The organism is Solibacillus daqui (assembly GCF_028747805.1).
GTDB lineage: Bacteria > Bacillota > Bacilli > Bacillales_A > Planococcaceae > Solibacillus > Solibacillus daqui.
In genome coordinates this window covers 995,678-1,020,954 of the sequence record NZ_CP114887.1, presented here as the reverse complement: position 1 = coordinate 1,020,954, position 25,277 = coordinate 995,678, and the positions used below count along the sequence as shown (strand labels likewise).

Here is a 25,277-nt window from a genome sequence, read left to right as displayed (position 1 = left end):
TTCTTAAAAAATTTTCGCGCTACTTTTCAATAGCGCGAATGAAATTAAACCGTTAAAATTTCTTTTTCTTTTTCTTTCACTAATTCTTCGATTTTTACGATTGAGTTATCTGTTAATTTTTGAATATCTTCACCGAAACCACGTAATTCGTCTTCGGTAATTTCACCGTTTTTCTCTAACTTTTTAAGGTCATCGTTTGCATCGCGACGTACATTACGTACAGCAACTTTTGCATCTTCTGATTCTTTTTTCACTTGTTTCACAAGATCTTTACGACGCTCTTCTGTTAAAGCTGGGATTGCTAAACGAATTACGTTACCGTCGTTTGTTGGTGTAATACCAATATCAGAACGCATGATTGCTTTTTCAATTTCACCTAAAATTGATTTATCATACGGTTGAATTACTAATAGACGTGCTTCTGGTACTGATACACCCGCCATTTGGTTAACTGGTGTTGGCGCACCGTAATAGTCTACAGTAATGCGGTCTAATAATGAAGCGTTCGCTACACCCGCACGAATTGACGCTAACTCACGTGAGAAAGCAGCAATCGATTTTGTCATTTTTTCTTGTGCTTGATCTAATACTTGCTTAGTCATTATGCATCTCTCCTTACAACTGTTCCAATTTTTTCGCCCATTACGGCACGTTTAATGTTACCTGACTCTGATAAGTTGAAAACGACAAGCTTAATATCATTATCCATACATAATGTTGAAGCTGTTGAATCCATTACTTGTAATCCTTGTTGAATAACGTCTAAATACGTAAGTGTGTCATACTTCACTGCTGTTGGGTCTAATTTTGGGTCGGCAGAATATACACCATCCACATTGTTTTTCGCCATTAAAATTGCATCTGCATTGATTTCTGCTGCACGTAAAGCGGCAGTTGTATCAGTAGAGAAGTATGGGTTACCAGTACCTGCTGCGAAAATAACAACACGTGATTTTTCTAAATGGCGTACTGCCTTACGACGAATATATGGCTCAGCTACTTGTGTCATCACGATTGATGATTGAACACGCGTCGGAACACCAAGATTTTCTAATGAATCCTGTAATGCTAATGCATTCATTACTGTTCCTAACATTCCCATATAATCTGCATTGGCACGTTCCATACCCATTTCAGCGCCGATTTTACCACGCCAAATGTTTCCACCACCAACAACTAATGCTACTTCAACGCCTAAATCAATAACTTCTTTAATTTCTGCTGCGATTGATTTAATCACTTCTGGCGAGAAACCGAAGCCTAATTCTCCAGCTAATGCTTCCCCGCTAAGTTTAATTACTACTCGGTTGTATTTTGACACACTCATAGTAAACCTCCGTTACTCATTTATTTAAACGGAAACACTAAACATCTATATTCTTATGTAAAGTATTTCACTAACTGACATAATAAATGTTGTTTTTCATTACGGTGAACACTTTCATTTCAAACAACAGTATATTAAAAACAATTTTCTTTAAAAATAGGGAACACGCAAATGGTGCTCCCTACTTGTTCACTTAAATTAAAAGTCATTTAAGTTGTATTAAAATTAGTTGTTACCTTTAACTTGGCTCATTACTTCTTCAGCGAAGTTATCTTCTTTTTTCTCAATACCTTCACCTACAGCATAGCGAGTGAAACCAGTTACTGTACCACCAGTAGACTCTACGAAAGTACGTACTTTTTGGTCCGAGTTTTTAACGAAAGTTTGGTCTAATAAACAAACGTCTTCGAAGTATTTACCAAGACGACCTTCAACCATTTTCGCTACGATGTTTTCTGGTTTACCTTCGTTTAACGCTTGCTCAGTTAATACTTTGCGCTCACGTTCTACTTCTTCAGCAGAAACTTCGTCACGAGAAACGTAAGTTGGGTTGATTGCAGCGATGTGCATAGCAATATCTTTTGCAGCTGCAGCGTCAGTAGAACCTTCAAGAACTACTAATACACCAATACGGCCGCCCATGTGTAAGTATGCACCGAATGCGTCTGCATCTGTTTTTGTTTTTACTTCGAAACGACGTAAAGAGATTTTTTCTCCGATTGTTGCGATAGCAGATGAGATGTAATCAGAAACTTTAGCACCGTTAATTTCAGTTTCTAAAGCAGCTTCTACGTTAGCTGGTTTAGTAGCTAAAAGGTGTGCAGATAATTCTTCTACTAAAGCGATGAATTTGTCGTTTTTAGATACGAAGTCTGTTTCGGCGTTGATTTCAACTAAGATTGCTTCGTTACCTTGTTCTAAAATGTAAGTTGTACCTTCAGCAGCGATACGGTCAGCTTTTTTGCCTGCAGCAGCTAAACCTTTTTCACGTAAGAAGTCAACTGCAGCTTCGAAGTCGCCGTCAGTTTGTACTAAAGCTTTTTTACAGTCCATCATACCTGCGCCTGTTTTTTCACGTAATTCTTTTACCATTTGTGCAGTAATGTTTGCCATGTTGAGTTTCCTCCTAAGATCTATTTAAAAATTTTAATTAACTATTCATACTTTAAGCGAAAAACTATGAATTTTCAATGATTCATGCATATTCACAAAAGTTTTCTCAAAAAAAGGTGATAAGGGTTTGATCCACTTATCACCTTTTCTAACAGTGAATTACTCAGCTGCAGCTTCTTCAGCTACTGGAGCTTCTTCTTCACCTTGTTTAGCTTCTAATAAAGCGTCAGCCATTTTTGCAGTTAATAATTTAACAGCGCGGATAGCATCGTCGTTTGCAGGGATTACGTAATCGATTTCATCTGGATCACAGTTAGTGTCTACGATACCAACTAGAGGGATGTTTAATTTGATTGCTTCTGCAACTGCGATACGCTCTTTACGAGGGTCTACAACGAACATTACGTCCGGAATAGCTTTCATATCACGGATACCGCCTAAGAATTTAACTAAGCGCTCGTGTTCTTTTTTAAGTTGGATAACTTCTTTTTTAGGAAGTACAGCGAAAGTGCCATCTTCTTCCATTTTTTCGATATCTTTCATACGTTGAACACGTTTTTGAATAGTACCGAAGTTAGTTAAAGTACCACCTAACCAACGTTGGTTAATGTAGTAGTTACCAGAACGTTCTGCTTCTTCTTTGATCGCTTCTTGTGCTTGTTTTTTCGTACCAACGAATAAAACTTTACCACCGTCTTGACCAACTTGACGCATGAAATCGTAAGCTTCTTCTAATTTTTTAACCGTTTTTTGTAAATCGATAATGTAGATACCGTTACGTTCAACGAAGATATATTTCTTCATTTTTGGGTTCCAACGGCGAGTTTGGTGACCGAAATGTACACCAGCTTCAAGTAATTGTTTCATAGAAATTACTGACATGAGTGTTTCCTCCTAGTATGTTTGGTTTTTTTCCTCCGTATTCTTCATCTGCAACAAGCTACCCGTGAGTCACGAGCACCACTTACTACATCAGAATACGTGTGAATTGGTTTAACACCGTTTGTAACTATATCATACCTAGCTTTCAAGTGCAACTACTTTACGCGTGAAACTTTACTAAAAGCTCAATTTCGGTTTTACCACGTTGCAACATTTTCGCGATTTCCTCTATTGATTTGCCCTCTTTATAATGCACAATTACTTGCTGTTCAAATGATAGTTCTTGCATTACTGGTGGTTCTTTTGTAAAAACCTCTGTTTGTACTTGTTCAAGTTCTCGATTATCATCTGTTTGTACTTTTTGCTTGCTATAAGCACTTGCTGCATTTTGTACGGACATAAATTTTCGAGGTTCAAATTCTTGAGGCTCTTTATGGACAGTAGTATTTATGGGTTCAGCTTGTACTTCATGTTCAACTAACTCAGCAAATATTTTTTTTGCATTTACAGCACTTGCTGAAGAAGTTTCAATTTGAGTTGTAACCGGTGCTGTTTTAGGTATACTAATTTTTGCTGTTTTTAATTCTTGAATGAGGCGATCATTTTCCTCTTTCATTTCCATTAAATATACACCTATCGCATTATCCATCTCTTCTACTAATTGATTTTGTCGAATTTCTAATTCTTTAAATTTCGATAATTTACTATATAGCAGTACTACCACAAATATTGTAATTAATTGAATGACAAATAGGGCAGTTATTAATGCTGTTATCATACTTTCTCCTAGCCGCTAAAATCAACAAAGTTCCCTTTAAAAGGATGCTGTACTTTTTGTTGTAGCTGTTGCTTTTTCTTCTTTACTTGTTGGTCAGGCGATTGCCCTTGTTCATTTTCTCTTTCTTCTTCGCCATCAACGACATCCATTTTTTCTGTTTCATTTACTGTAAATTGCTTGCGTTCTATTTCTTTTTTTAATGCTTCATTTGCATGCATTTGTTGGAGAATACTATTTTGTTGTTGCTGATCTGCCACTTTCCCTGCGTCAAATGTTTTTGGGATTGCAATCTGTAACTCAATGCCTTTTAAGCTCATCGGAAATCCCTCCTACGTATTAATCATTTCAGAAGACAATAATTTACGTAACTTAAACAATGCTTTGGAATGAATTTGAGATATACGCGATGTCGAAAGTTCTAACATTTCGCCTATTTCAGTTAACGTCATTTCTTCCGTGTAAAACAAGCTAATAACCAGCTGCTCTTTTTCATTAAGTTTTTGAATCTTTTCTGCTAGATCACCTAATAGCTCTGTATGTACCATTTGCTGTTCTGGTGTTTTTGTATGATCATCTCGAATGACGAAAGATTTCCCTTCAGCTTCCTCTTGATCTAGCTGTTCATTTATCGATAGAACATTTGAGAAAAAGTGCTCATGAACCGTTTGATAAATCTCCTCAACCGGTAAATTCATATGCTCTGCAAGCTCTTCTGGTGTAGCATGGCGCATTAGTTTTTGCTCAAGCTGCTCAATTTGTGCATCTAGCTTTTTCGCCTTTTCACGCGCAGAACGTGGTAACCAATCTTCTTTACGAAGTCCATCAATAATTGCACCGCGTACCCGAAACGATGCGTATGTATCAAATTTCAAATCACGATTTATATCAAACTTATTTAGCGCATCAAATAATCCCATCATTCCAAGACTTGTTAAATCATCTCTCGAAACGTTTTTTGGTAATCCAACAGCAATCCGTTGTACATGATACGAAACGAGTGGCTTATATTTTTTTATTAGTAAGTCGCCTGCTTCTGGATCTTTGTCTTTTATCCAGCGAAGCCATAGTGATTGCTCTTCTGAATGTCCTTGTTCAGTCACTCGTATCACCTCTCTCATGAAATGTAAGCATAATTATTAACTATTATATCAAAAAGCATACAAATAAACATGTGATCGAAGAATGAGACACAATAATTTCATAGAAAAGAGCTTGTCTGGAAAGTATTTTCCAGTCAAGCTCTTTTCGCCGAGGATGGAGAGAATTTATTCCGGCCACCGCAGAAGCACCACCTAAAGCGGTTTATTAACACATGAGGAGACAATGTATAAAAAGTTTATACTTTTTGCACAGCCTTCTTTATACAAATTCCCTTGTATTCCGAAGAGTATTTGTCATACTGCCAAACCATTCACTTAACGTGAAACGACTTCCTCACCATGCAACATTGAACGTACAACTTGAGCAATTTCTTCTGTGTTTTCTTCTTCAAACTCTGCTGTTGTACGATTGTTTTGAGGAATAAATTGCTGATTTCCGTCTTCTTCAACAAAAGCACCATCATTAATTATTTCAGTTTCATTATGTACAACGTCTTGCGGTGTATAAAAGATATACCCCACAAAGTAACGGACAGCAAACATGGTAATGAAGCCAATAATTGCCGCAACAGCTGCAATACCGATTGTCGGCCATGGCATAGCATACGGATCACGAATTGCCCAAATGAAATAAACAGCGAATGAAAATAAAGCACCCCAGAAATTATAAAAAAGCGATCCAAACATCAAATGTCACTCACTCCTTGATTAACTGTCCGTACATTTAATTTATTGGTGTCAGGGTTAAATTCAATTGTACGGCCACTATTACCGCCCGTATCTTCCGCAACGATTGGAATATTTAACTTTTTCAATTGTGCCTTTACAGCCTCTACATTCCGAGGGCCAATGCGCATCGAATCTTTGTCCGAAGTAAATTGAAACATTTGGGCGCCACCAGCAATTTTCGCCTTGAGTTTAAAGCTCTGAACCCCTTCACGTTTTAGCATATCTACTAAGGCATTGACTCCTGTATCTGCAAATTTTGCGACATTAATTGTTTCAGTACGACTTAAACTTGAATCAGGTAACATGACGTGGACCATGCCAGCTATTTTCTTTGATTCATCATAAATGACGACACCAACACACGACCCTAAACCCGACGTACGAATCGTTCTAGGGACTTTTACTACATCCATTTGTGCAATGCCCACTTTTACTACATCGTTCGTGTTTGTTAAAATCATGTAGTCGGCACCCCTAAAGCTTTAAAGATGGATTCAAAGGAATCAGGATCCGGCAATAAGAAAAAGTGACCTTTTACGGCTTCATCATCAGAAATAACTTCTTCATAAATGGATGTATTAATAACGATTACAGTATCACTTACTTGTGATAATTCAATTAACCCAATACTTATAATTGCACCGAACATATCGATACTTAAGCCAGGTACAGTTGGATATATCTTTAACCCTGTGAAATCAGATAATGCGGATAAATAAGAACCCGATAAAATATTCCCCATTTCTTGCATCGCTGATAAACCTAATTCAGAGCATGGTGGCTTATTAAAATCAAATGATTCATCACGAATCAAGCGACGGATAAAGCGATTTGCTTGCTCCACAGGTAACACGAAAAACATACTTCCTTCTGCGTCACCTTCAATACGGAGAAAAATACCTACCACAACATTCTCTGATCCACCTGCAAGCTCCATCATTTCATTAAAAGAAACCATTTTGACATCGGGGACGCGCATATCAATTTTCTTTTGCAATAAATCTGATAATGCCGTTGCTGCATGGGCAGCACCGATATTCCCAATTTCTTTTAATACATCTAAATGGAGCAAAGTAATTTTTTCATTGAAGTTCATTTTTTAATCCCTACTTTAATAGATTCTAGGCAAGCCAAAAGCTTGCCTAGAAAATTAATCGTTAATCTAGTGGATTTAACACTTTATCTAAGTGAAGTAAAATTAATAAGCGATTCTCTAATTTTGCTACACCTGCGATAAATTCTTCTTCTAAAGAACCTACTACTTCAGGTTGTTGTTCAATCGATTCTGCATCGATATCTAAAACGTCATTTGCTGAGTCAACAACAAAGCCAACATCCATTGTTTCTAGCGTGATGATAATGATACGTGTCGTTTCTTCGTTGCCTGAAATCGGTAAGTCAAAACGTTCACGTAAATCGATTACAGGCGTTACAACCCCGCGCAAATTAATTACACCTTTTACGTAGCGCATCGTTTTTGGTACTCGTGTAATATGCATTAATTTTTCAATCCCTTTTACATGGGAAACAGGAATTGCATATTCTTTATCAGCTAATTGAAACACAATGACTTTCAAATTTTTTTGCTCGATTGCATTTGTCATTATTCACACCTCTTATCCTATTTACTTCATAAGTGCGTTACAGTCTACAATTAACGCTACTTTACCGTTACCTAAAATTGTTGCACCTGAAATTGCAAAAATATTAGTTAGGTAGTTACCCAATGATTTTAAAACAATTTCTTGCTGACCGATGAATGAATCAACGACTAACCCAGCTAACTTATCGCCTTTACGAACAATAACTACTGAATGGAATCCATCGTCTTTTTGCTCTTGACGTGGTACTTCAAAGATTTCTTCAAGGAATACTAATGGTACAACTTTGCCACGGAAATCAATTACTTTTTGATTGTGGGCATTTAAAATATCTGAGTTACGGATAATTGATGTTTCGATAATTGATGATAATGGAATCGCATAAATTTCACGTTCAATTTCAACTAACATTACAGAAATAATCGATAATGTTAATGGTAATTGAATTGAGAATACTGAACCTACATCTTGTGTTGAATCAATCGAGATGTTCCCGCCTAAAGATTCAATCGTTGATTTTACAACATCTAAACCTACGCCACGGCCCGATACGTCAGAAATGACATCTGCAGTTGAGAAGCCTGATGCTAAAATCAGTTCGTTAATTTGCTTATCTGTCATCGATAACGATTGTTCATGCGTGACAACACCTTTTGAAATTGCTTTTTGTAAAACTCGATCACGGTTAATACCTGCTCCGTCATCTTCAATTTCGATGAAAACATAGTTACCGCTATGATATGCTCGAAGCTCTACTGTACCTTCTTCTGGCTTACCTTTTGCACGGCGAACTTCTGGCGATTCAATACCATGGTCAACTGAGTTACGAATTAAGTGAACTAGTGGATCACCGATTTCGTCGATTACAGTTCGGTCAAGCTCAGTTTCAGCACCGACAATATTAAGCGTAATTTTTTTGTTTAAATCACGAGATAACTGACGTACCATTTTTGGGAATCGGTTAAATACCGTCTCTACTTGAACCATTCGCATCGTTAATACAATATTTTGTAAATCACCCATTGTACGACTCATACGCTCAACGGTTTCGTTTAACTCACTATGATTTACATCAGCAGCAATTGATAATAAACGCCCACGGTCAATTGCAAGTTCTTCGAATAAGTTCATTAAAATATCAAGGCGCTCGATATTTACACGAATTGTTTTACTTGTTGTATGACCGCCAGAAGATTTATTGCCATTTGTGCTTGTTGCTGCTTTTGGCTCTGCTGGCGCTGTAGTCGGTGCTGTTGGTGCAACTTCCGTAGTGGCAGCAACTTCTTGGACTGCCGCTGCAATTTCCTCGGTTACAGATGTAGCTGACGTTTTAAATACATCTTGATTAATTTCATTGACCTCTACATGATCAACCTCTGAGACTTTCATCAGCATTTTTTGTAAGTCTTCAGCTGGCTCATTTGAAATGTACGCTACATGAAACTCACTATCAAATTGCTCTTCTTCTAACTTATCTACAGTTGGTAATGATTTAATAACATCACCGTTTTTCTCTAAGATTTCAAATAACATAAAAACACGAGCCGCTTTTAATAAGCAATCTTCACGTAAAGTAATTGTAATTTCATATGCGTTAAAATCCTGCTCAGAAGATTGTAAAATGACTGTTTTTTCAAAGTCATCATACTTTAATTTTAAGTTTGCATTTGATGTTATCGGTGTTTCAGCAACAGGAGCAGTAGGCGCTTTTGCTGCTGCAACCGGTTCACCAGATTCGATACTCTTTAATTTTTCAACTGTTTCTTGAACATTACGTTTTCCATTGCCTCCATCAGCAATGTCATAAACCATTTCTTCTAAATGATCTACTGATTCAAAAACAACATCTAAAATTTCAGGCGTTACTTTAATTTTTTCGTTACGGATTGCATCTAACACGTTTTCCATTTTATGTGTTAAATCAGCGAGATCTTCAAAGCCCATCGTAGCAGACATACCTTTTAAAGTATGAGCCGAACGAAAAATTTCCCCAACAATCGCTAAATCTTCCGGGTTTTTTTCTAATTCTAATAAGTGTTCGCTACAAGCTTGTAAATGCTCTTTACTTTCTTCAATAAACATTTCTAAATATTGATTTACTTCCATATAAAAGGCACCCCTTTTTAAGGCATATATTTCATAATTGTTTGTGCAATATCATCAACATCTGCCACTTCATCAACGAGCTGCGTTTCCACGGCAGCTTTTGGCATTCCATATACAATACATGTATCTGCTGACTCTGCAATTGCAATTACATTTCCTGTTTTCTTTAAAGCAACAAGCCCTTTTGAACCATCATAGCCCATACCTGTCATAATCACAGCTACTTTATCGAAGTCTGAGTATTGACTAACATCTTCAAACATCACATCCACTGAAGGACGATGACCCGAACGAGGCGGCTCATTTTGATCAAGTGCAATCGCAAAAGTTGAACCGACTTTACGTAATTTCAAGTGGTAACCACCTGGTGCAATGTAAGCTGTCCCCTTTTGTAATATATCGCCCTGTTCTGCTTCTTTTACATGTATTTGACTTAATTGATCTAACCTTGTTGAAAGTGATTTTGTAAACCCTGCTGGCATATGCTGTACAATCAAAATTGGCGCATCAACATTGGCAGGAATTTTTGTAATAACTTCTTGTAAAGCTCGAGGTCCCCCAGTTGATGTCCCGATTAAAATAATTTTTTTAGAATGTTTATTCCAATCTACTTGATTTGTAGGTTTCTTAAAAACTGGCGCCGGCTTTGGTGGTACGATACTCGACGTAACCATTGCTGTTTTTTCTGGTGTCGATAGTTTATTTGTTGTTAAAGTTGTTGAAAAAGAAATTGGCTTTTTCAATTTTGCTATTGGTACTCTTGCTGCTTCGATAACCTTATGTACGAGCTCGTCTTGGATTTTGTGTAAATCCAATGAAATAGTGCCACTTGGTTTAGCTACAAAATCTACAGCTCCATACTCCATTGCAATTAACGTATTTTCTGTACCTTTTTGAGTGGTACTCGAAAGCATTACAACAGGTACTGGGCACTGAACCATAATTTCTTTTAGTGCGTCTAAACCATTCATTTCTGGCATTTCAACATCCATCGTCACAACATCTGGATTTAGCTGTTGAATTTTTTTAATTGCGTCTTTCCCATTGCGCGCAGACCCCACAACTTCAATTTGTAAATGGTCAGTAAAAAAATCACTAATTAACTTCCGCATAAATGCCGAATCATCAACTACTAATAACTTTTTTTTCTTTGCGTTGTCCATTTACTCACGACCTTTCGAAAAGATGCTTTTTAATTTTGATATGAACTTATTCGATTTTTCACCAGCATGTACCTCTTCCATTTCATTTTGATAATGTAAAAATTGCTGGACAATTTTTTTCATTGTTCGTGAAATGGGTGCATCTGGATATGATGTTGTAAACAATGATTGCTGACGAACTGCTTGGCGAACTACTGGATCTTCTGGTAATGATCCTAATACGACAACTTCTTTTTTTAAAAAATGCTCCATCACAGTTTTTAAACGTTTTGTCGTATCTTGACCTTCTTCAATATTAAAAGCCCGATTACATAAAATATAAAATGTTTTCGAGTCATCTTTTAAGTGGATGAATTTCATCATCGAATAGGCATCCATAATCGATGTTGGTTCTGCTGTTGAAATGACAATCATTTCGTCAAGTGATGTCAATAATTCCAATGACCAATCAACAATACCTGCGCCCATATCAAACAGCACAAAGTCATAATCTCTTTGAAGAGTCTCTAACGCTGTAAGTAATCGACCGAATACTTCTGGTGACCAATCCATTAACGAAGACATGCCCGAACCACCTGAAATATAATTCATACCTTCAGAAGTCGTAACCATAACATCCTCTAAAGCTAAATTTCCATCTAAGTAATCCTTTAAACTATATTTCACGGATTTTCCAACTAAAATATGCACATTGCCCATTCCAATATCCATATCCAATATTACTACTTTTTTACCTGATTTAGCCAACATTGCAGCAAAGTTCGTTGTAAAGTTGCTTTTGCCAACTCCGCCTTTCCCACTAATCACCGCAATCGACCGACCTATCCCTACATCATTCCCAAGCATTTTTTGGCGAAGTTTTTCAGCTTGATCTTTCATCTAAATTCTCCTTGAAAAAAAGCTCTAGTAGACTATCACTACTTGGCTGTTCGATATCCTCTGGTACTTCTTGACCATTAGTATAGTACGCGAGTCCTTTATTATATTTAATCATTAAATTAAACATAGTGCCAATAGAATTTGTCTCATCTAACTTTGTAAAGATAAATTTCTCAATTATTAAGTCCTTAAATTGTTCAATTATGGACTCTAAGTCTTTTTGCTTAGCTGTCAAGGCTAATACTAAGTATGATTCTGCTTGTTCATTAAAATTTATTAATGCCTTTAAATCATCCACATACTTTGCTTCACGGTAATTGCGTCCGGCTGTGTCGATAAAAATTAAATCTAAATGGGATAGCTTTTTTATTGCTGCAGCGTAATCCTCTGCATTATAAACAACTTCCACTGGTGCCTGGAGTAATGCTGCATACGTCTTTAATTGTTCAATTGCAGCAATTCGATACGTATCGGTTGTGATAAAGCCGATTTTCTTTTTCTTTTCTAAAACAGAGCGCGCAGCCATTTTCGCGATTGTAGTTGTTTTTCCAACGCCTGTTGGACCTAAGACATTGATGTATTTTTTTTCATATGACAATCCACTTATCGGCAACGCATAGAGTTCTTTACGTAAAAAGTCTTTGGCAATTGTTTGCATTTCATCCCATGTAATAATGTTACCATTATTATTGTAATGCATAAAAAGCTCATCACAAATTACCGTGATAAGCTCTTCTCCAAGTTCCTGCTGTTTTAAAAAATCGACAAATGGTAAGAGTTCATCTGGATATTGAGATTGTGTCGACATGCGTTGCATAGACTGCATGATAGCTTTTAAATCCGCAATTTCTTTTACCAGATTTTCTGGTAATGATGAGTTGGCCTGAGGAGCTTTCGCTGGCGCGGGCTTCTCAGGTTGAATCATTGGTTGACTTAGTATATATGGCTGTTCTTTATCATTAGTTGTAAACGATGGGATGTCTGGTAAAGATGGAATCATCGGCTTCTTTTCGATTCGATCATAGCCCGCTACTACTTCATAGCTTTTGTTTTTCACTAATCCAAAAAACTTCTTAATTACAACAACCTTAGAATTTAAAATAACGGCATCGTCACCTAAATCTGCACGAATTTGCTTCATAGCCTCTGCAATAGATGGTGCATTATATTTTTTCATCTTCATTCAACATTCACCACCCCTACACTTTGAATTTCTACTGCTGCATCAAGCTCGTTATATGAAAGTATCGGAACTTGAGGGAAATAACGTTCTGTTAATTGTCTTAAATACATACGAACACCTGGTGAGCATAGAATAATTGGCGATTGTTCCATATATGAAATACGCTCTACTTCTCTTGCAATTGCTTCTAGTACAAACTGTGATTCTTGAGGGTCCATTGCTAAATAATTCCCGTGATCCGTTTGCTGAATACTATCGGAAATTAATTTTTCAACATTCCCTGAAACTGTAATCACTTTTAAGGCCGGTTGACCAGCAACATATTGTGCCGTAATTTGACGTGCCAATGACTGACGAACATACTCCGTCAATATATCCGTATCACTTGTTAATTTTGCATAATCAGCAAGTGTTTCGAAAATAATTGGTAAGTTACGGACAGATACATTTTCACGCAATATCTTTGCCAATACTTTTTGTACTTCTCCAATTGAAAGTGGTGTTGGAATTAAATCGTCTACCAAAATCGCATGGGTTTCGCGTAAGTGATCGACGAGTTGCTTCGTCTCTTGTCGACCTAGTAACTCATGGGCATTTGCACGGATAATTTCCGTTAAGTGTGTAGATACGACGCTTGGCGGGTCAACTACTGTATAGCCATACATTTCTGCGTCTTCTTTTACTTCTTCAGTAATCCATTTCGCCGGAAGACCAAATGAAGGTTCAATTGTATCAATACCATCAATCGAATCATCGTCACCAGGGCTCATTGCTAAATAATGATCTAACAATAGTTCACCACGTGCCATTTCATTACCCTTTATTTTGATGCGGTATTCATTCGGTTGAAGTTGAATATTATCTCGAATTCGCACAATAGGAATGACAATACCTAGCTCCAGTGCTAACTGACGACGAATCATAACAACTCGGTCCAGTAAATCCCCGCCCTGTGCTGCATCTACTAAAGGAATAAGCCCGTAACCAAATTCAAATTCAATTGGGTCAACATTCAATAAATTAATAACATTCTCTGGACTTTTCATCGTATCGCTTGCTACTTCTTCTTCGAACTCCAAAATTTCTTCTGGTGTTTCGACTTTTTTATTATCCATTAAGTATGCACCTATCGCTAAAGCGGCTGCGATTGGAATTGTAATCCAGTCTGGAATTGGTGTAAATAAACCTAATAAGAAAATCGTCGCACCTGCTACATATAATAACTTGGATTGTGCAAACAGTTGATCTGTAATATCTGCACCAAGATTCCCTTTTGAGGCAGCACGCGTTACTACGATACCCGTTGCAGTAGAGATTAATAGTGCTGGAATTTGTGATACAAGACCATCACCGACTGTTAACATCGAATATTTCGCAGCCGCCTCGCCAAAGCTTAAATCCATTTGCACCATACCAATAATCATACCGAATAGTAAGTTAATCCCTACCATGATAATCGATGCAATGGCATCCCCTTTTACGAATTTTGTCGCCCCGTCCATAGCTCCATAAAAGTCTGCTTCGCCAGATACTTTTTCACGACGTTCACGCGCTTCTTTTTCAGATATGATACCAGCATTTAAGTCGGCATCAATACTCATTTGTTTACCCGGCATCGCATCTAATGTGAAACGTGCAGCTACCTCAGCAACACGCTCCGAACCTTTCGTAATTACGATAAACTGAATAATAACGAGTAATAAGAAGATTACGAGACCGACTAATATATTTCCGCCCGTTACGAAATTACCAAATGTTTCAACTACTTTACCTGCATCCCCTTCTGCTAAAATTGCACGTGTAGTCGAAACAGATAACGCTAAACGAAACAGTGTTAATAATAAAATAACGGTTGGGAAAATTGAGAAGTCTAGTGCTTCTTTCATATTCATTGCCGTTAATAATACTAGTAATGCGAGTGTTATATTAACAATAATTAAAAAACTTAATAACCAATGTGGGAGAGGGATGATGAGCATTGCTACAACCATAATAACTGCAGCTAAAACCCCCATGTCGCGTATTTGCATTGTTGTCCCTCCTGAAATTCTACGTTAAATTTTGCGCTTAATACGATATACGTAAGCAAGAACCTCTGCCACCGCTTTGAAAAATTCCTCTGGTACAGCTTGTCCTATTTCCACTTGATCGTACATAGCGCGTGCCAATGGTCGATTCTCAACCATAATGACATCATGTTCTTTTGCAATCATTTTTATTTTTTGCGCTACAAAATCCGTACCTTTCGCAACAACTCTTGGTGCATCCATTTCATTTTCATCATACTTTAACGCAATTGCGTAGTGCGTTGGGTTTGTAATAACAACGTCTGCTGAAGGAATTTCTTGCATCATACGGCGCATCGCCATTTCACGTTGACGCTGCTTTATTTTTGATTTAATGAGCGGATCCCCTTCTGAGTTTTTGTACTCATCTTTAATATCTTGCTTAGACATCTTTAATTGCTTTTCATATTCGAAACGTTCGTAAATGTAGTCAAATAACGCGATGGCGACTAACATTAGCGAAGCCGCAATGCCCATAATAGCCGATAAATACGCAACTGTTGCTAAAATTTGTCCGGGACTATGTAATGCTAACGAAAGAACTTCTTCTAAATAAACAATAATAACAATCGTCGTAACCGCGCCAATTAACGTAACCTTTAATAAGGATTTCACTAAGTTGACAATCGCACGAACTGAAATAATTTTTTTAATCCCTTTAATCGGGTCCATTTTTTTTAAATCAAGTTTTAATGTCTCTGTTGAAAATAATAAGCCAAACTGAAAAAAGTTAGCTCCAATACCTGCAATCATAGCAACCAGCATTATTGGTAACGTAATAATCGCCATTTCCTTTAAGGACTCCACATACATATCCATGACAGTATCTTCATTTAATGTTTCAATTAAAAGATTGCGATTTAGCGCCTGCAATAAAAAGCCCTTTACACCTTCAAACATAAATGGCGCAAAAAATAGCAAAAAGAAAAAGGTAATTAACAATAACACGGCTGCCGTTACATCTTGGCTTTTTAAAACTTGTCCTTTTTTACGTGCATCTTGTCGCTTTTTTGGTGTCGCCTTCTCCGTTTTTTCACCTGCAAAAAACTGAAGATCTAACAATACTAATAGCTTCATATCCACGCTATTCACCACCTAAAATAACCATTAAATCACGTAAAGAAATAATCATATATTCAATTAGTTCTTTCATAACTCCAACTAATACACCCATAGTGACGATTAAGACAAGAAAACCAACTGCGATTTTAATCGGGAAACCAATAACGAAAATATTCATTTGAGGAACAGTTTTCCCAGTAATCCCTAGCGCTAACGTTACTAAAAATAGTGTTGCAACTATTGGAGCTGACATTTGAAACGCTATAGCAAAAACAGCGACAAACATTTTCATAATAAAAAGTGCGGTTCCTTCTTCCCCAAAATTAGGGAAAAATTGATCCATTGGCATAAACTGATAACTATAATAAATGCCATCTAAAATTAGATGATGGCCATTTATAGAAAGTAATAATAGTAGTGAGAGAAAGTTTAAAAATTGCCCCATTAAAGGCGATTGTGTACCCGTTTGTGGATCGATAATGTTAGCCATGGCAAATCCCATTTGGAAGTCTATGAAGCCACCAGCAATCTGTATAGCCGACATTACCATTGTGGCAGCTAAGCCTAGCATCAATCCAATCAACGCTTCTTTTAAAACGAGCAATATGTATTCTCCATTAATTTCAAATGGCTCTATGTCGAATGTATAATACATCATCCATGCTAACGCAACCGCTAGAACAATTCGAACTTGTTGAGGAATTGTTCGATATGAAAATAAAGGGACTGATACAAAAAATGCAGAAACCCGAACCACAATTAATAATAAAATAGATATATTAGGCAATACGTCAAGTAGCTCTGTCATCGATTCACCCAATAAATCGCACTAAATTATTTAAAATGCCATAAAAATAATCTGTCATTCTCGAAATCATAAACGGTCCAAAAAAAATGAGCGCTACTAACACAGCGACAATTTTTGGTACGAACGCTAATGTTTGCTCTTGAATCGAAGTTGTTGCCTGAAAAATACTTACGATTAAGCCTGATATTAATGCGACCAACAATAGTGGTCCTGAGACAATTAATACCGTAAACACTGCGTTTTCTGCAATTGCAATGACCATTTCTTGTGTCATTTTGTATCATCCCCTAAAAACTTTGAAGTAAAGATTTCATTACTAAATACCAACCATCAACGAGTACAAATAATAAAATTTTAAATGGTAGTGAAATCATTACTGGAGGCAACATCATCATCCCCATTGACATAAGTGTACTTGCAACGACCATGTCAATAACTAAAAATGGAATGAAAATCATAAAGCCCATTTGAAATGCTGTTTTAATTTCACTTAAGGCAAAGGCTGGTACTAGATAAGTTAACGAAATTTCCTCAATCGTTTCTGGATATTCTGCTTCGTTATATGCTAAAAACAGCTCTAAGTCCTTTTGTCTTGTATGTTTTGACATAAACTCTTTAAAAGGTATTGTCGCTCGCTCATATGCCTCTTCTAACCCGATTTCTTCATCGAATAATGGCTGAAGCGCTTGCTCATTCACCTCAGAAAAAGTTGGTGCCATAATAAAGAATGTTAAAAATAATGCCAAACCAATAATTACTTGGTTTGGGGGCATTTGGTTTGTCGCAAGTGCCGTACGTGTAAAAGAAAGGACAATTACAATACGTGCAAACGACGTCATTAGAATTAAAATACTTGGTGCTAATGAGAGGACCGTCAGTAGGAATAAAAGCGTAATCGATGTCGAAACATTACTCGGATCACTTTCTGAAAAAACAGACAGCAGATCGTTCATCGTTTATCACGCTCCTGTTCTTTCCAACGCTCTAATTCATCACTTCGTTGTTGCTTGAGTTCATCTAATTTTTCACTAAACATGTCATTAAATTTTGGACTATTCGAAATATCTTTTGGCTGATCTTTTTTTGAGAATTTCTTAAATAATTCCGTAATATATGGTTGTGTTATCACCATTTTTTGACTTTGCTCAATTTGGTTCAGTAATTGTTCAACTTCTTCAGCAGATTCAATTTCTTTAATCAATTGGATATCTTCCCCTACACCGACTACATAAATTCGTTTACCGATATGTAATAATTGTATGGATTTTTGCTGTCCTACAGACAAACCACCAATGTTTTTGATTATGGTATTTTGTTGATACGCTAAGTTACGCTTATTTAAAAATTTAATAATTACTAATAATAGCCCAATGACAAATACAAGGGCTAATACGATTTTTATGTAGTCCCATACCCCTACACTAACAGATGCCGACTCAGTAGATTCTGTTTCGGCATCTGTTGAGTTGTCTTTTGAAATGTTTTCATCTGAACATAATTCAGGGTTTTCATTACAGTCGTCGTATACGTTACTTACCATCGCAAAAGTGCCATTTGAAATTGGTGAGAACAGCACAGTTAACCATACTATTCCAACAACTAGCCAAATTCGAAATGAGTTTTTTGCTTGCATATGATCAACCTAAAGCTTTTTGAATTGCTTCGATTACACGATCAGCTTGGAATGGTTTTACAATGAAGTCTTTTGCGCCTGCTTGAATCGCATCGATAACCATTGCTTGTTGCCCCATTGCTGAACACATAATTACTACTGCACCTGGGTCTGTACCTTTAATCGCTTTTAATGCTGCAATACCGTCCATTTCAGGCATTGTAATATCCATTGTTACTAAATCAGGACGTAATTCATTGTACTTTTCTACAGCTTGTAATCCGTCTGCTGCTTCTCCTACAACTTCAAAACCATTTTTCGTTAAAATATCCTTAATCATCATGCGCATAAAAGCTGCATCGTCAACAATTAAAATCTTTTTAGACATATTCTGATTCCTCCAATTAGAAAACTATCTTAAATTGTTCAAGCGATCTGCTTGACTTAAAATATCTGTGATTCGAACGCCGAAGTTCTCATCAATTACTACAACTTCACCTTTCGCAATTAAGCGACTGTTCACTAAAATATCAACAGGCTCACCTGCAAGTTTATCAAGCTCAATAATTGAACCACTAGATAGCTCTAAAATCTCTTTTACTGAGCGTTTTGTACGGCCCAGCTCTACAGTTACTTGTAATGGAATATCTAGTAACATATTTAAATTGCGTGCTTCAGTTTGCGAAATATTCGCTGAATCGAAGCTTGCAAATTGAGCTTGTTGAATATTGGCAGGTGGTGCTTGATACACAGGTTGCTGCTGCATTGGCTGTTGATACATTGGTTGCTGATACATCGGTTGTTGCATTGGTTGTTCATACATTGGTTGCTGGTAAACCGGTTGTTGCATTGGTTGCTGAACAGGCTGTTGTACTGGCTCTGACTGAGGTACAGATTGTATAGCTGGTGTCGGTGGTGCTGGCGCTATAGTAGCTACTGGTTCATCAGTCTCTCCCATTAATGACTTTACTACTTTTTTACTAAATTTTAAAGGTAATAGTTGCATTAAATTTGAATCGATTAACTCACCAATTCGTAATCGGAATGAAATTTTCACCAATAAATCATCTGGTGGGATATTATCAGCACCTTCATTTTTCGAAATATTCATTAAATCGATTGAAGGTGGCGAAATATCTACCTTTTGGTTAAACATAGTAGACATAGATGTTGCAGCAGAACCCATCATTTGATTCATTGCTTCTTGAACAGCACTTAATTGAATTTCACTTAATTCTGGTTTAGGATTTAACCCATCTCCACCTAGCATTAAGTCTGCAATAATTGCTGCATCCGATTGTTTGATTACCAATAAGTTCATACCTGATAATCCAATTGTGTATTCCACTTGAATGGCAACATACGGATGTGGGAATTCATGTTCCAGACGATTTCGATTAATCATTGCAATACTAGGTGTAGTAATATCAACTTTTTGTCCTAGTAAAGACGAAAGTGCGGTAGCCGAACTACCGAAAGATATATTTCCAACCTCACCTAATGCATCAATTTCTATTGGACTTAAATGATCTTCAACTTTAATTTCTTCTGTTTCTACACTTTGGTTAGTTGCAGGAACATCCTCTAGTGTCTCGCCCCTTAATAGAGCCTCAATTTCTTCTTGGGAGAGCATTTCATCACTCATCTTCGTCTCCTCCTTTCAAAGGGTCGATAATTTGAACAGCCATTTTTTTATTTAATTTACCTGGCTGTACGGTGAACTTCGGTAAGTTCCCGACTTTTAATGTTAATGGGTTTTCAATTTTTTGATCTAATTGAATGACATCTCCCATTGCCATCATTAAGAAATCTTCAATCGTAATATCCGTTGTTCCTAATTCAGCAATGACTGGTAAATTTGCTTGTTTCACGCGTGTTTCAAGCATTTTAGTTTGCTCTGGAGACATTTCTTTTGTATTAGTTTGCATCCAATAACGAACTGATAAGTTTGGCACGATTGGCTCAAGTACAACGTGAGGAATACAAATATTAATCATCCCTGTTGTTTCACCAATAATCGTATTTAACGAAATAACGACAACCGTTTCATTCGGCGATATCATTTGTAAGAATTGAGGATTCACTTCTAATTCTACAAGCATCGGGTCAATTTCAGCGATATTTTCCCAAGCCTCACGTAAATTGTCGAAAGAACGCTCGAATAGATTCGTCATTATTTTAGTTTCAATTTCAGTTAAATTATCCACGTTGCTATGACTCGTACCAGTACCACCCATTATTCGATCTAACATAGAATAGGCGATATTCGGATTGATTTCCATCAAAATATTACCATCTAGTGGTGGTACTTCGAATACGTTTATTAAGGTCATATTCGGAATGGAACGAACAAATTCTTCAAAAGGAATTTGGTCAACCGATGCTACTGTTATTTGAACATAGCTTCTTAGCTGTGCTGAAAAGAATGTTGTTAACAGGCGAGCAAAGTTTTCGTGTATTCGGGTCAAACTTCGGATTTGGTCTTTTGAGAAACGAAGTGCACGTTTAAAGTCATATACTTTTACTTTGCGTGTTTCTTCGTCTTTTTTCATGTCTGCTGCTGACATTTCGCCAGTTGAGATGGCCGATAAAAGCGCATCAATCTCAGACTGTGACATTATATCTCCCGCCATTTGCCCACCTCCATTTCATGATGATTCAAGTTGTAATTGAATCGGTTATTGAAGTACATAAGAAGTAATGTACACTTGTGTTACTTCACCATTTTGCATTAACTCATTTACTTGCGATTTAATGGCATTTTGGAATGTAACTTTACCTTGTTTTCCCTTTAAAGCTTCTTCTTCCATTTCAGAAAGTTCTTGAATGACAATATTTTTCACTTGGAAATCACGTTTCAATAACTCATCACCAGCATCTTTATCTGATGCTAGGATTTTTAATGAAATTCGAACAAAGCTTCCATCTGCTAAATTTGTCGTAATTTCTGGAATATCTACCGCAGATTCAACAATTTCATCGATTGTTGGACCTTTTGGTTCTCCTTTGTCGAGTTGTGTTAATAACACTACCACGATAACACCGATTAACGTAATCGTCACTAAGATAATGAGCATAATCGTTAATAATTTATTATTCTTCATTTTCTTCACCTCTTAGATGCGGGTTTGATAAAACTTGTATATGTTGATAAAAGGTTTTCACCTTTTGTCGCACCTGTTCTTCAGATTCTAAAACAATGAATTTACGCCCAGTCGTCAGCGTAATAGTAGTATCAGGAAATGCTTCGACTGTTTCTATGTATAGAGCGTTTAAAGTAAATGTTTTACCATTTAGCTTTGTTATTTCTATCATTGAAATAGGGCCGGACCTTCTATGAGAGCCGGCCCGACCCCCCTTTACAATGAGTTTTTATGTTAAATTAGGTAATTATCGTTTTAAGTTTACAAGCTCTTGTAAAATCTCGTCAGATGTTGTGATAATACGAGAGTTTGCTTGGAAACCACGTTGTGCAACGATCATCTCTGTGAACTCTTCAGATAAGTCAACGTTAGACATTTCTAGGAAGTTCGATTGCACAGAGCCAATACCTGCCTGTGTACCTACTTGAACTAATGGATCTCCCGAGTTTGCTGTCACTTGGAAATAGTTAGAGCCTGTTTTTTCAAGACCTGATGCATTCGGGAATTTAGCAAGTATTAATTGACCAGCGAATTGTAACTTCCCGTTCACATCAACATAGTGTACAGAACCATCTTGTCCAATTGACATTGATTGAGCATTTGTAGGGATTTTGATTGCATTTGTTTCAATCGAAATAGCGCCATCTTCATATAAATTATCTACGCCAATTTCCCCTGCCGCAGTAGCTTTATCGTTATCCGATTCACTTGTAGCATCCTCATCTACTTCACCGTATAATGTTTCGTTAGCATAGCCAACTAAATATTTACCATCGCCATTAACTAAGAATCCATTACGATCCATATAGAAGTTTCCTGCACGTGTATATTGTGTATTTGTAAAACCTTCACCGTAAAGTGCGTTTTCTGTTAAAGAAGCCATATCCTCAACATCTGGCATTTCTTCTGCAGCAGAATCCGCTACCATGAAGAATCCATCACCCGAAATAGCTACGTCTAATGTACGACCAGTAGATTGCATTGAACCTGGACTATGAATCGTATCAATTGCAGCTAATTGTGAACCTAAACCAACTTGAATGGCATTGACACCACCACGCGAAGCAGATGGACCTGAAGCACCTGATTGTGTTTGTGAAATTAAATCTTTAAAAATTGTACGCTCTTTCTTGAAACCGTACGTATTAACGTTGGCAATATTGTTACCAATAACATCTAGTTTGGTTTGGAAGTTTTTTAATCCTGATATACCTGAATACATTGAACGTAACATAAAATGTCGTTCTCCCTTCAATCTTCAATTTTACATTGGATCTTATCTTTTCTCGTTGCTGTTTCAATCAGTCCACAGCAATAGGCATCCTTACTTCTGAAGGTCCGGCCTATAAAACAATCGTACCGTCAATATTTGTGAATAGTTGCTCTCTTGCTTCATTTCGATCTAACACCGTAATCACAGTCGCATTTTTCGCGCTCACGACTAATGCGGCTTGGTCTAATAACACTAACGGTTGATTAACGCCTTTATCTTTCGCTTCAAATACTTTTTCAGTAATTTGCTGCCATTCTCCTTCTGAAATTGCAATATTTCGTTCATTCAGACGTTCAGTGGCATGCTTACTAATTTTTAATTGTTGCTCCGCTGCTTGCTTTAGATGATCAATAAACGATTGCTTAGTCGTTGCATTAACCTGTTGTTTTACAGTCGGTTGTATAGGAGGATGATACGGAATATGTTGAATACGAACGCGATTCATCTCTATCACCTCTTATTCAGTTACAGATTCCGATTCAGAAGAATTTTTATCCTCGTCTGTTTCTTCCTTCGAATCTTCAATTACTGTAAATTGATCTTTTGTTAGACGAGACCCATCATTTAAAATATATTCGATGTCTCCATTCTTTTTATGAACTATGGATTCAATAACCGCATTAATTAGTTCATCAGTCGTTGGAGACTTGTATTGTACGGTTTTCCCTAATAATTCACTTGCTTTCACGATTGGGTTCGCTGGAGTAGGTGGTGCTGTTTCTGTTGTTCCCCCACTTAAAATGGATGAAATATTACCAGGTGAAATTTCTTTGCCGTCAGCTAATACAAACACGACACCGCCATCAACAAATTTTAATTCCTTAATGACACCTGTTCCTTCGTTTATAACTGGTTTGCCTTCACTATCCAATTCTTCCGTTATTTCATGCCACTTTACTTCTTTCCCAATAAATGTTGAATAACTCATCATTTGTGATTGTTGTTGTGACATTAATAAATCTTCCATCGCTTTTGTCATATTTTGCATCTGCTCTAAAGATGAGAACTGCGCCATTTGTGCGATAAATTCTTTATCATCCATCGGACTTGTTGGATCTTGATTTTGAAGTTGAGTAATTAAAATTTTTAAAAACGCATCTTTACCAAGAGCACCGTTATCTTGTTTGTCTGTTATTTTGAAGTTGGGATCATTTGTTGGTATATAATAATCATTTGTAATGCCTGCCATCTACTCTACCTCCTCACTTAATAAATCTTTAAAGGAAATTGTATCTTCTTCACTATCGTTGTCTTGCCCTTTATCTTCTTCTTTTTGACGACCGAAGAAGTTATTAAAGAAACTTTGATCACGTGTATTGCGGTCAGCATCTTGTAAAGATTGCGCAATATCGATACGATCCATTTGAATGTTTTGTGAAACAAATCCTGCTTTTAGTTGGTTAATATTATTTTCTAGTAACTCTTTACCTAATGAAGTTGTTGCTAATAGACGAGCCGTTAATACGCCATCTTTTTGTACTAATTCAATACGAATTTGCCCTAGATTTTCCGGGAATAATTTCAGGAATAATTTCATATTTCCTTGTTGCCCAGAAACTTGACTACGGTTAATTAAGTTTTGAATTTCTTTAACAAGTGCTTCCGATTGTGCTGGCTTTTCGGCTGGTAATGTAATTGTTACCGTTTTTGTTTGCGTTACTTGCTGCTGCAAGCCTACTGTCGGTTGTTCTGTTTCAGTTTTTACAGATGTTTGTTGCGTTGTCTGAGCTGATTGTTGTTGCGTTACTTGCTGAACCACTTGTTCAAATGTTGTTTTAGGTGTTTGTTGTGCCTGTACTGATTGCTGCGCTTGATTTGCTAATGCAAGTAAAGCATCTTTTAAGCTTGAAAGCTGTACTTCTTGCTGGTATACCGTATCAACTTTTGCACCGACTAATTCCGCTAGCTTTAAAAATTGAACAACTTTCTCCATCTCATTTGTCGAGATATTTGATTGTTGTGTGCCTTGTAATGCTGCCATAATTTCACTTAAAATTGCTGGTGCTTGCTCAATAATTGACCATACATCTGTAAGTTCAAGCTGTGTATCTTGTCCTACTAGCTGCTGGATAATTTCGGTTAATTGCTCTTGTGTTATCCCTAAAATTTCTGTTAAGTTTTCTAACGAGAGCATTACATCCATGGCAACAGGCATTTGATCTTCACCCACAAATACGAATAATCCAGCCTCGTCCATTTCAATTCCTAACTGTGCTAATAAATCTTCTAAGGAGTCAGTTGCTAAAGTTGTAGCAATTTCTTCAACATTATTTAATGACTCCGTAGATGTAGTAGAAGATGTTTCAGTTGAATTATTTGTTGACATCATCGATTTAAAGACACTACCAAACGTATTAGAGTCTGTTGCACTTTTTTCAACGGCATTTTTTTGTGTAGGTTGCTGGACTTTATTTGCAGACATTGCTTGTAACATTGCGATATTCATTCTTTC

General features: G+C 36.8%; 30 protein-coding genes. All 30 read right to left on the bottom strand.

Annotation, left to right across the window (positions count from 1 at the left end; translation table 11 throughout):
- Positions 1-44: 44 nt before the first annotated feature.
- Positions 45-602 carry a ribosome recycling factor gene (gene frr / locus O7776_RS04790; RefSeq protein WP_274309481.1) on the bottom strand — a complete coding sequence of 186 codons (558 nt, stop codon included), beginning with the start codon at positions 600-602 and terminating at the stop codon, positions 45-47.
- Complete coding sequence (pyrH, locus tag O7776_RS04785; RefSeq protein WP_274309480.1) at positions 602-1,327, bottom strand: UMP kinase; 726 nt, start codon at positions 1,325-1,327, stop codon at positions 602-604. Before pyrH ends, frr begins: the two co-directional genes overlap by 1 nt.
- Before the next feature lie 225 nt (positions 1,328-1,552).
- On the bottom strand, positions 1,553-2,440 hold the full coding sequence (tsf, locus tag O7776_RS04780) for a translation elongation factor Ts (protein WP_274309479.1): 888 nt from the start codon (positions 2,438-2,440) through the stop codon (positions 1,553-1,555).
- A gap of 159 nt (positions 2,441-2,599) precedes the next feature.
- Complete coding sequence (gene rpsB / locus O7776_RS04775; protein WP_241368009.1) at positions 2,600-3,322, bottom strand: 30S ribosomal protein S2; 723 nt, start codon at positions 3,320-3,322, stop codon at positions 2,600-2,602.
- Between the two features lie 160 nt (positions 3,323-3,482).
- Positions 3,483-4,100: a DUF6115 domain-containing protein gene (locus O7776_RS04770; RefSeq protein ID WP_274309478.1), complete on the bottom strand. Its 618-nt coding sequence runs from the start codon at positions 4,098-4,100 to the stop codon at positions 3,483-3,485.
- Positions 4,101-4,108: 8 nt separating this feature from the next.
- Positions 4,109-4,417 (bottom strand): RNA polymerase subunit sigma, encoded by a 309-nt coding sequence (locus O7776_RS04765; RefSeq protein ID WP_274309477.1) that lies wholly within the window; start codon positions 4,415-4,417, stop codon positions 4,109-4,111.
- Positions 4,418-4,429: 12 nt separating this feature from the next.
- Entirely contained in the window at positions 4,430-5,218 is a 789-nt protein-coding gene (locus O7776_RS04760) for a FliA/WhiG family RNA polymerase sigma factor (RefSeq protein ID WP_420802149.1), read from the bottom strand.
- Between the two features lie 297 nt (positions 5,219-5,515).
- Positions 5,516-5,887, bottom strand: coding sequence for a multidrug transporter (locus O7776_RS04755; RefSeq protein WP_274310444.1), 372 nt, complete (start codon positions 5,885-5,887; stop codon positions 5,516-5,518).
- Positions 5,887-6,390 (bottom strand): chemotaxis protein CheD, encoded by a 504-nt coding sequence (locus O7776_RS04750; protein ID WP_274309475.1) that lies wholly within the window; start codon positions 6,388-6,390, stop codon positions 5,887-5,889. The genes O7776_RS04755 and O7776_RS04750 overlap by 1 nt, the downstream gene beginning before the upstream one ends.
- Positions 6,387-7,025 (bottom strand): chemotaxis protein CheC, encoded by a 639-nt coding sequence (locus O7776_RS04745; RefSeq protein ID WP_274309474.1) that lies wholly within the window; start codon positions 7,023-7,025, stop codon positions 6,387-6,389. Before O7776_RS04745 ends, O7776_RS04750 begins: the two co-directional genes overlap by 4 nt.
- Positions 7,026-7,086: 61 nt before the next feature.
- Positions 7,087-7,533: a chemotaxis protein CheW gene (locus tag O7776_RS04740; protein WP_274309473.1), complete on the bottom strand. Its 447-nt coding sequence runs from the start codon at positions 7,531-7,533 to the stop codon at positions 7,087-7,089.
- Between the two features lie 21 nt (positions 7,534-7,554).
- On the bottom strand, positions 7,555-9,636 hold the full coding sequence (locus O7776_RS04735) for a chemotaxis protein CheA (protein WP_274309472.1): 2,082 nt from the start codon (positions 9,634-9,636) through the stop codon (positions 7,555-7,557).
- Between the two features lie 17 nt (positions 9,637-9,653).
- Entirely contained in the window at positions 9,654-10,799 is a 1,146-nt protein-coding gene (locus O7776_RS04730) for a protein-glutamate methylesterase/protein-glutamine glutaminase (protein ID WP_274309470.1), read from the bottom strand.
- A complete protein-coding gene (locus tag O7776_RS04725; protein WP_274309469.1) occupies positions 10,800-11,678 on the bottom strand; it encodes a MinD/ParA family protein in 879 nt (292 codons plus the stop codon).
- A complete protein-coding gene (gene flhF / locus O7776_RS04720) occupies positions 11,662-12,861 on the bottom strand; it encodes a flagellar biosynthesis GTPase FlhF (protein WP_274309468.1) in 1,200 nt (399 codons plus the stop codon). The genes O7776_RS04725 and flhF overlap by 17 nt, the downstream gene beginning before the upstream one ends.
- Complete coding sequence (gene flhA, locus O7776_RS04715; protein ID WP_274309467.1) at positions 12,858-14,891, bottom strand: flagellar biosynthesis protein FlhA; 2,034 nt, start codon at positions 14,889-14,891, stop codon at positions 12,858-12,860. The genes flhF and flhA overlap by 4 nt, the downstream gene beginning before the upstream one ends.
- Before the next feature lie 24 nt (positions 14,892-14,915).
- Positions 14,916-16,004, bottom strand: coding sequence for a flagellar biosynthesis protein FlhB (gene flhB / locus O7776_RS04710; RefSeq protein ID WP_241368650.1), 1,089 nt, complete (start codon positions 16,002-16,004; stop codon positions 14,916-14,918).
- 7 nt (positions 16,005-16,011) lie between these two features.
- Positions 16,012-16,797 (bottom strand): flagellar biosynthetic protein FliR, encoded by a 786-nt coding sequence (gene fliR / locus O7776_RS04705; protein ID WP_274309465.1) that lies wholly within the window; start codon positions 16,795-16,797, stop codon positions 16,012-16,014.
- 4 nt (positions 16,798-16,801) lie between these two features.
- Positions 16,802-17,071, bottom strand: coding sequence for a flagellar biosynthesis protein FliQ (gene fliQ, locus O7776_RS04700; protein ID WP_241367995.1), 270 nt, complete (start codon positions 17,069-17,071; stop codon positions 16,802-16,804).
- Positions 17,072-17,084: 13 nt separating this feature from the next.
- Positions 17,085-17,750, bottom strand: coding sequence for a flagellar type III secretion system pore protein FliP (fliP, locus tag O7776_RS04695; RefSeq protein WP_274309464.1), 666 nt, complete (start codon positions 17,748-17,750; stop codon positions 17,085-17,087).
- Entirely contained in the window at positions 17,747-18,430 is a 684-nt protein-coding gene (locus tag O7776_RS04690; RefSeq protein ID WP_274309463.1) for a flagellar biosynthetic protein FliO, read from the bottom strand. Before O7776_RS04690 ends, fliP begins: the two co-directional genes overlap by 4 nt.
- A 4-nt stretch (positions 18,431-18,434) precedes the next feature.
- Positions 18,435-18,797, bottom strand: a complete 363-nt coding sequence (locus O7776_RS04685; RefSeq protein WP_274309462.1) for a response regulator — start codon at positions 18,795-18,797, stop codon at positions 18,435-18,437.
- Between the two features lie 24 nt (positions 18,798-18,821).
- Positions 18,822-20,054, bottom strand: coding sequence for a flagellar motor switch phosphatase FliY (gene fliY / locus O7776_RS04680; RefSeq protein ID WP_274309461.1), 1,233 nt, complete (start codon positions 20,052-20,054; stop codon positions 18,822-18,824).
- The gene (fliM, locus tag O7776_RS04675; RefSeq protein ID WP_241367990.1) at positions 20,047-21,042 is read right to left on the bottom strand and encodes a flagellar motor switch protein FliM; all 996 of its coding nucleotides are present in this window, start codon (positions 21,040-21,042) and stop codon (positions 20,047-20,049) included. The genes fliY and fliM overlap by 8 nt, the downstream gene beginning before the upstream one ends.
- A gap of 45 nt (positions 21,043-21,087) precedes the next feature.
- Positions 21,088-21,513 carry a flagellar basal body-associated protein FliL gene (gene fliL, locus O7776_RS04670; protein WP_274309460.1) on the bottom strand — a complete coding sequence of 142 codons (426 nt, stop codon included), beginning with the start codon at positions 21,511-21,513 and terminating at the stop codon, positions 21,088-21,090.
- On the bottom strand, positions 21,503-21,724 hold the full coding sequence (locus O7776_RS04665; protein ID WP_274309459.1) for a flagellar FlbD family protein: 222 nt from the start codon (positions 21,722-21,724) through the stop codon (positions 21,503-21,505). Before O7776_RS04665 ends, fliL begins: the two co-directional genes overlap by 11 nt.
- Before the next feature lie 75 nt (positions 21,725-21,799).
- On the bottom strand, positions 21,800-22,786 hold the full coding sequence (locus O7776_RS04660) for a flagellar hook-basal body complex protein (protein WP_274309458.1): 987 nt from the start codon (positions 22,784-22,786) through the stop codon (positions 21,800-21,802).
- 109 nt (positions 22,787-22,895) lie between these two features.
- Complete coding sequence (locus O7776_RS04655) at positions 22,896-23,270, bottom strand: TIGR02530 family flagellar biosynthesis protein (RefSeq protein ID WP_274309457.1); 375 nt, start codon at positions 23,268-23,270, stop codon at positions 22,896-22,898.
- A gap of 12 nt (positions 23,271-23,282) precedes the next feature.
- Positions 23,283-24,014 (bottom strand): flagellar hook assembly protein FlgD, encoded by a 732-nt coding sequence (flgD, locus tag O7776_RS04650; protein WP_274309456.1) that lies wholly within the window; start codon positions 24,012-24,014, stop codon positions 23,283-23,285.
- Positions 24,015-25,271, bottom strand: a complete 1,257-nt coding sequence (locus O7776_RS04645; protein ID WP_274309455.1) for a flagellar hook-length control protein FliK — start codon at positions 25,269-25,271, stop codon at positions 24,015-24,017.
- Positions 25,272-25,277: the final 6 nt, after the last annotated feature.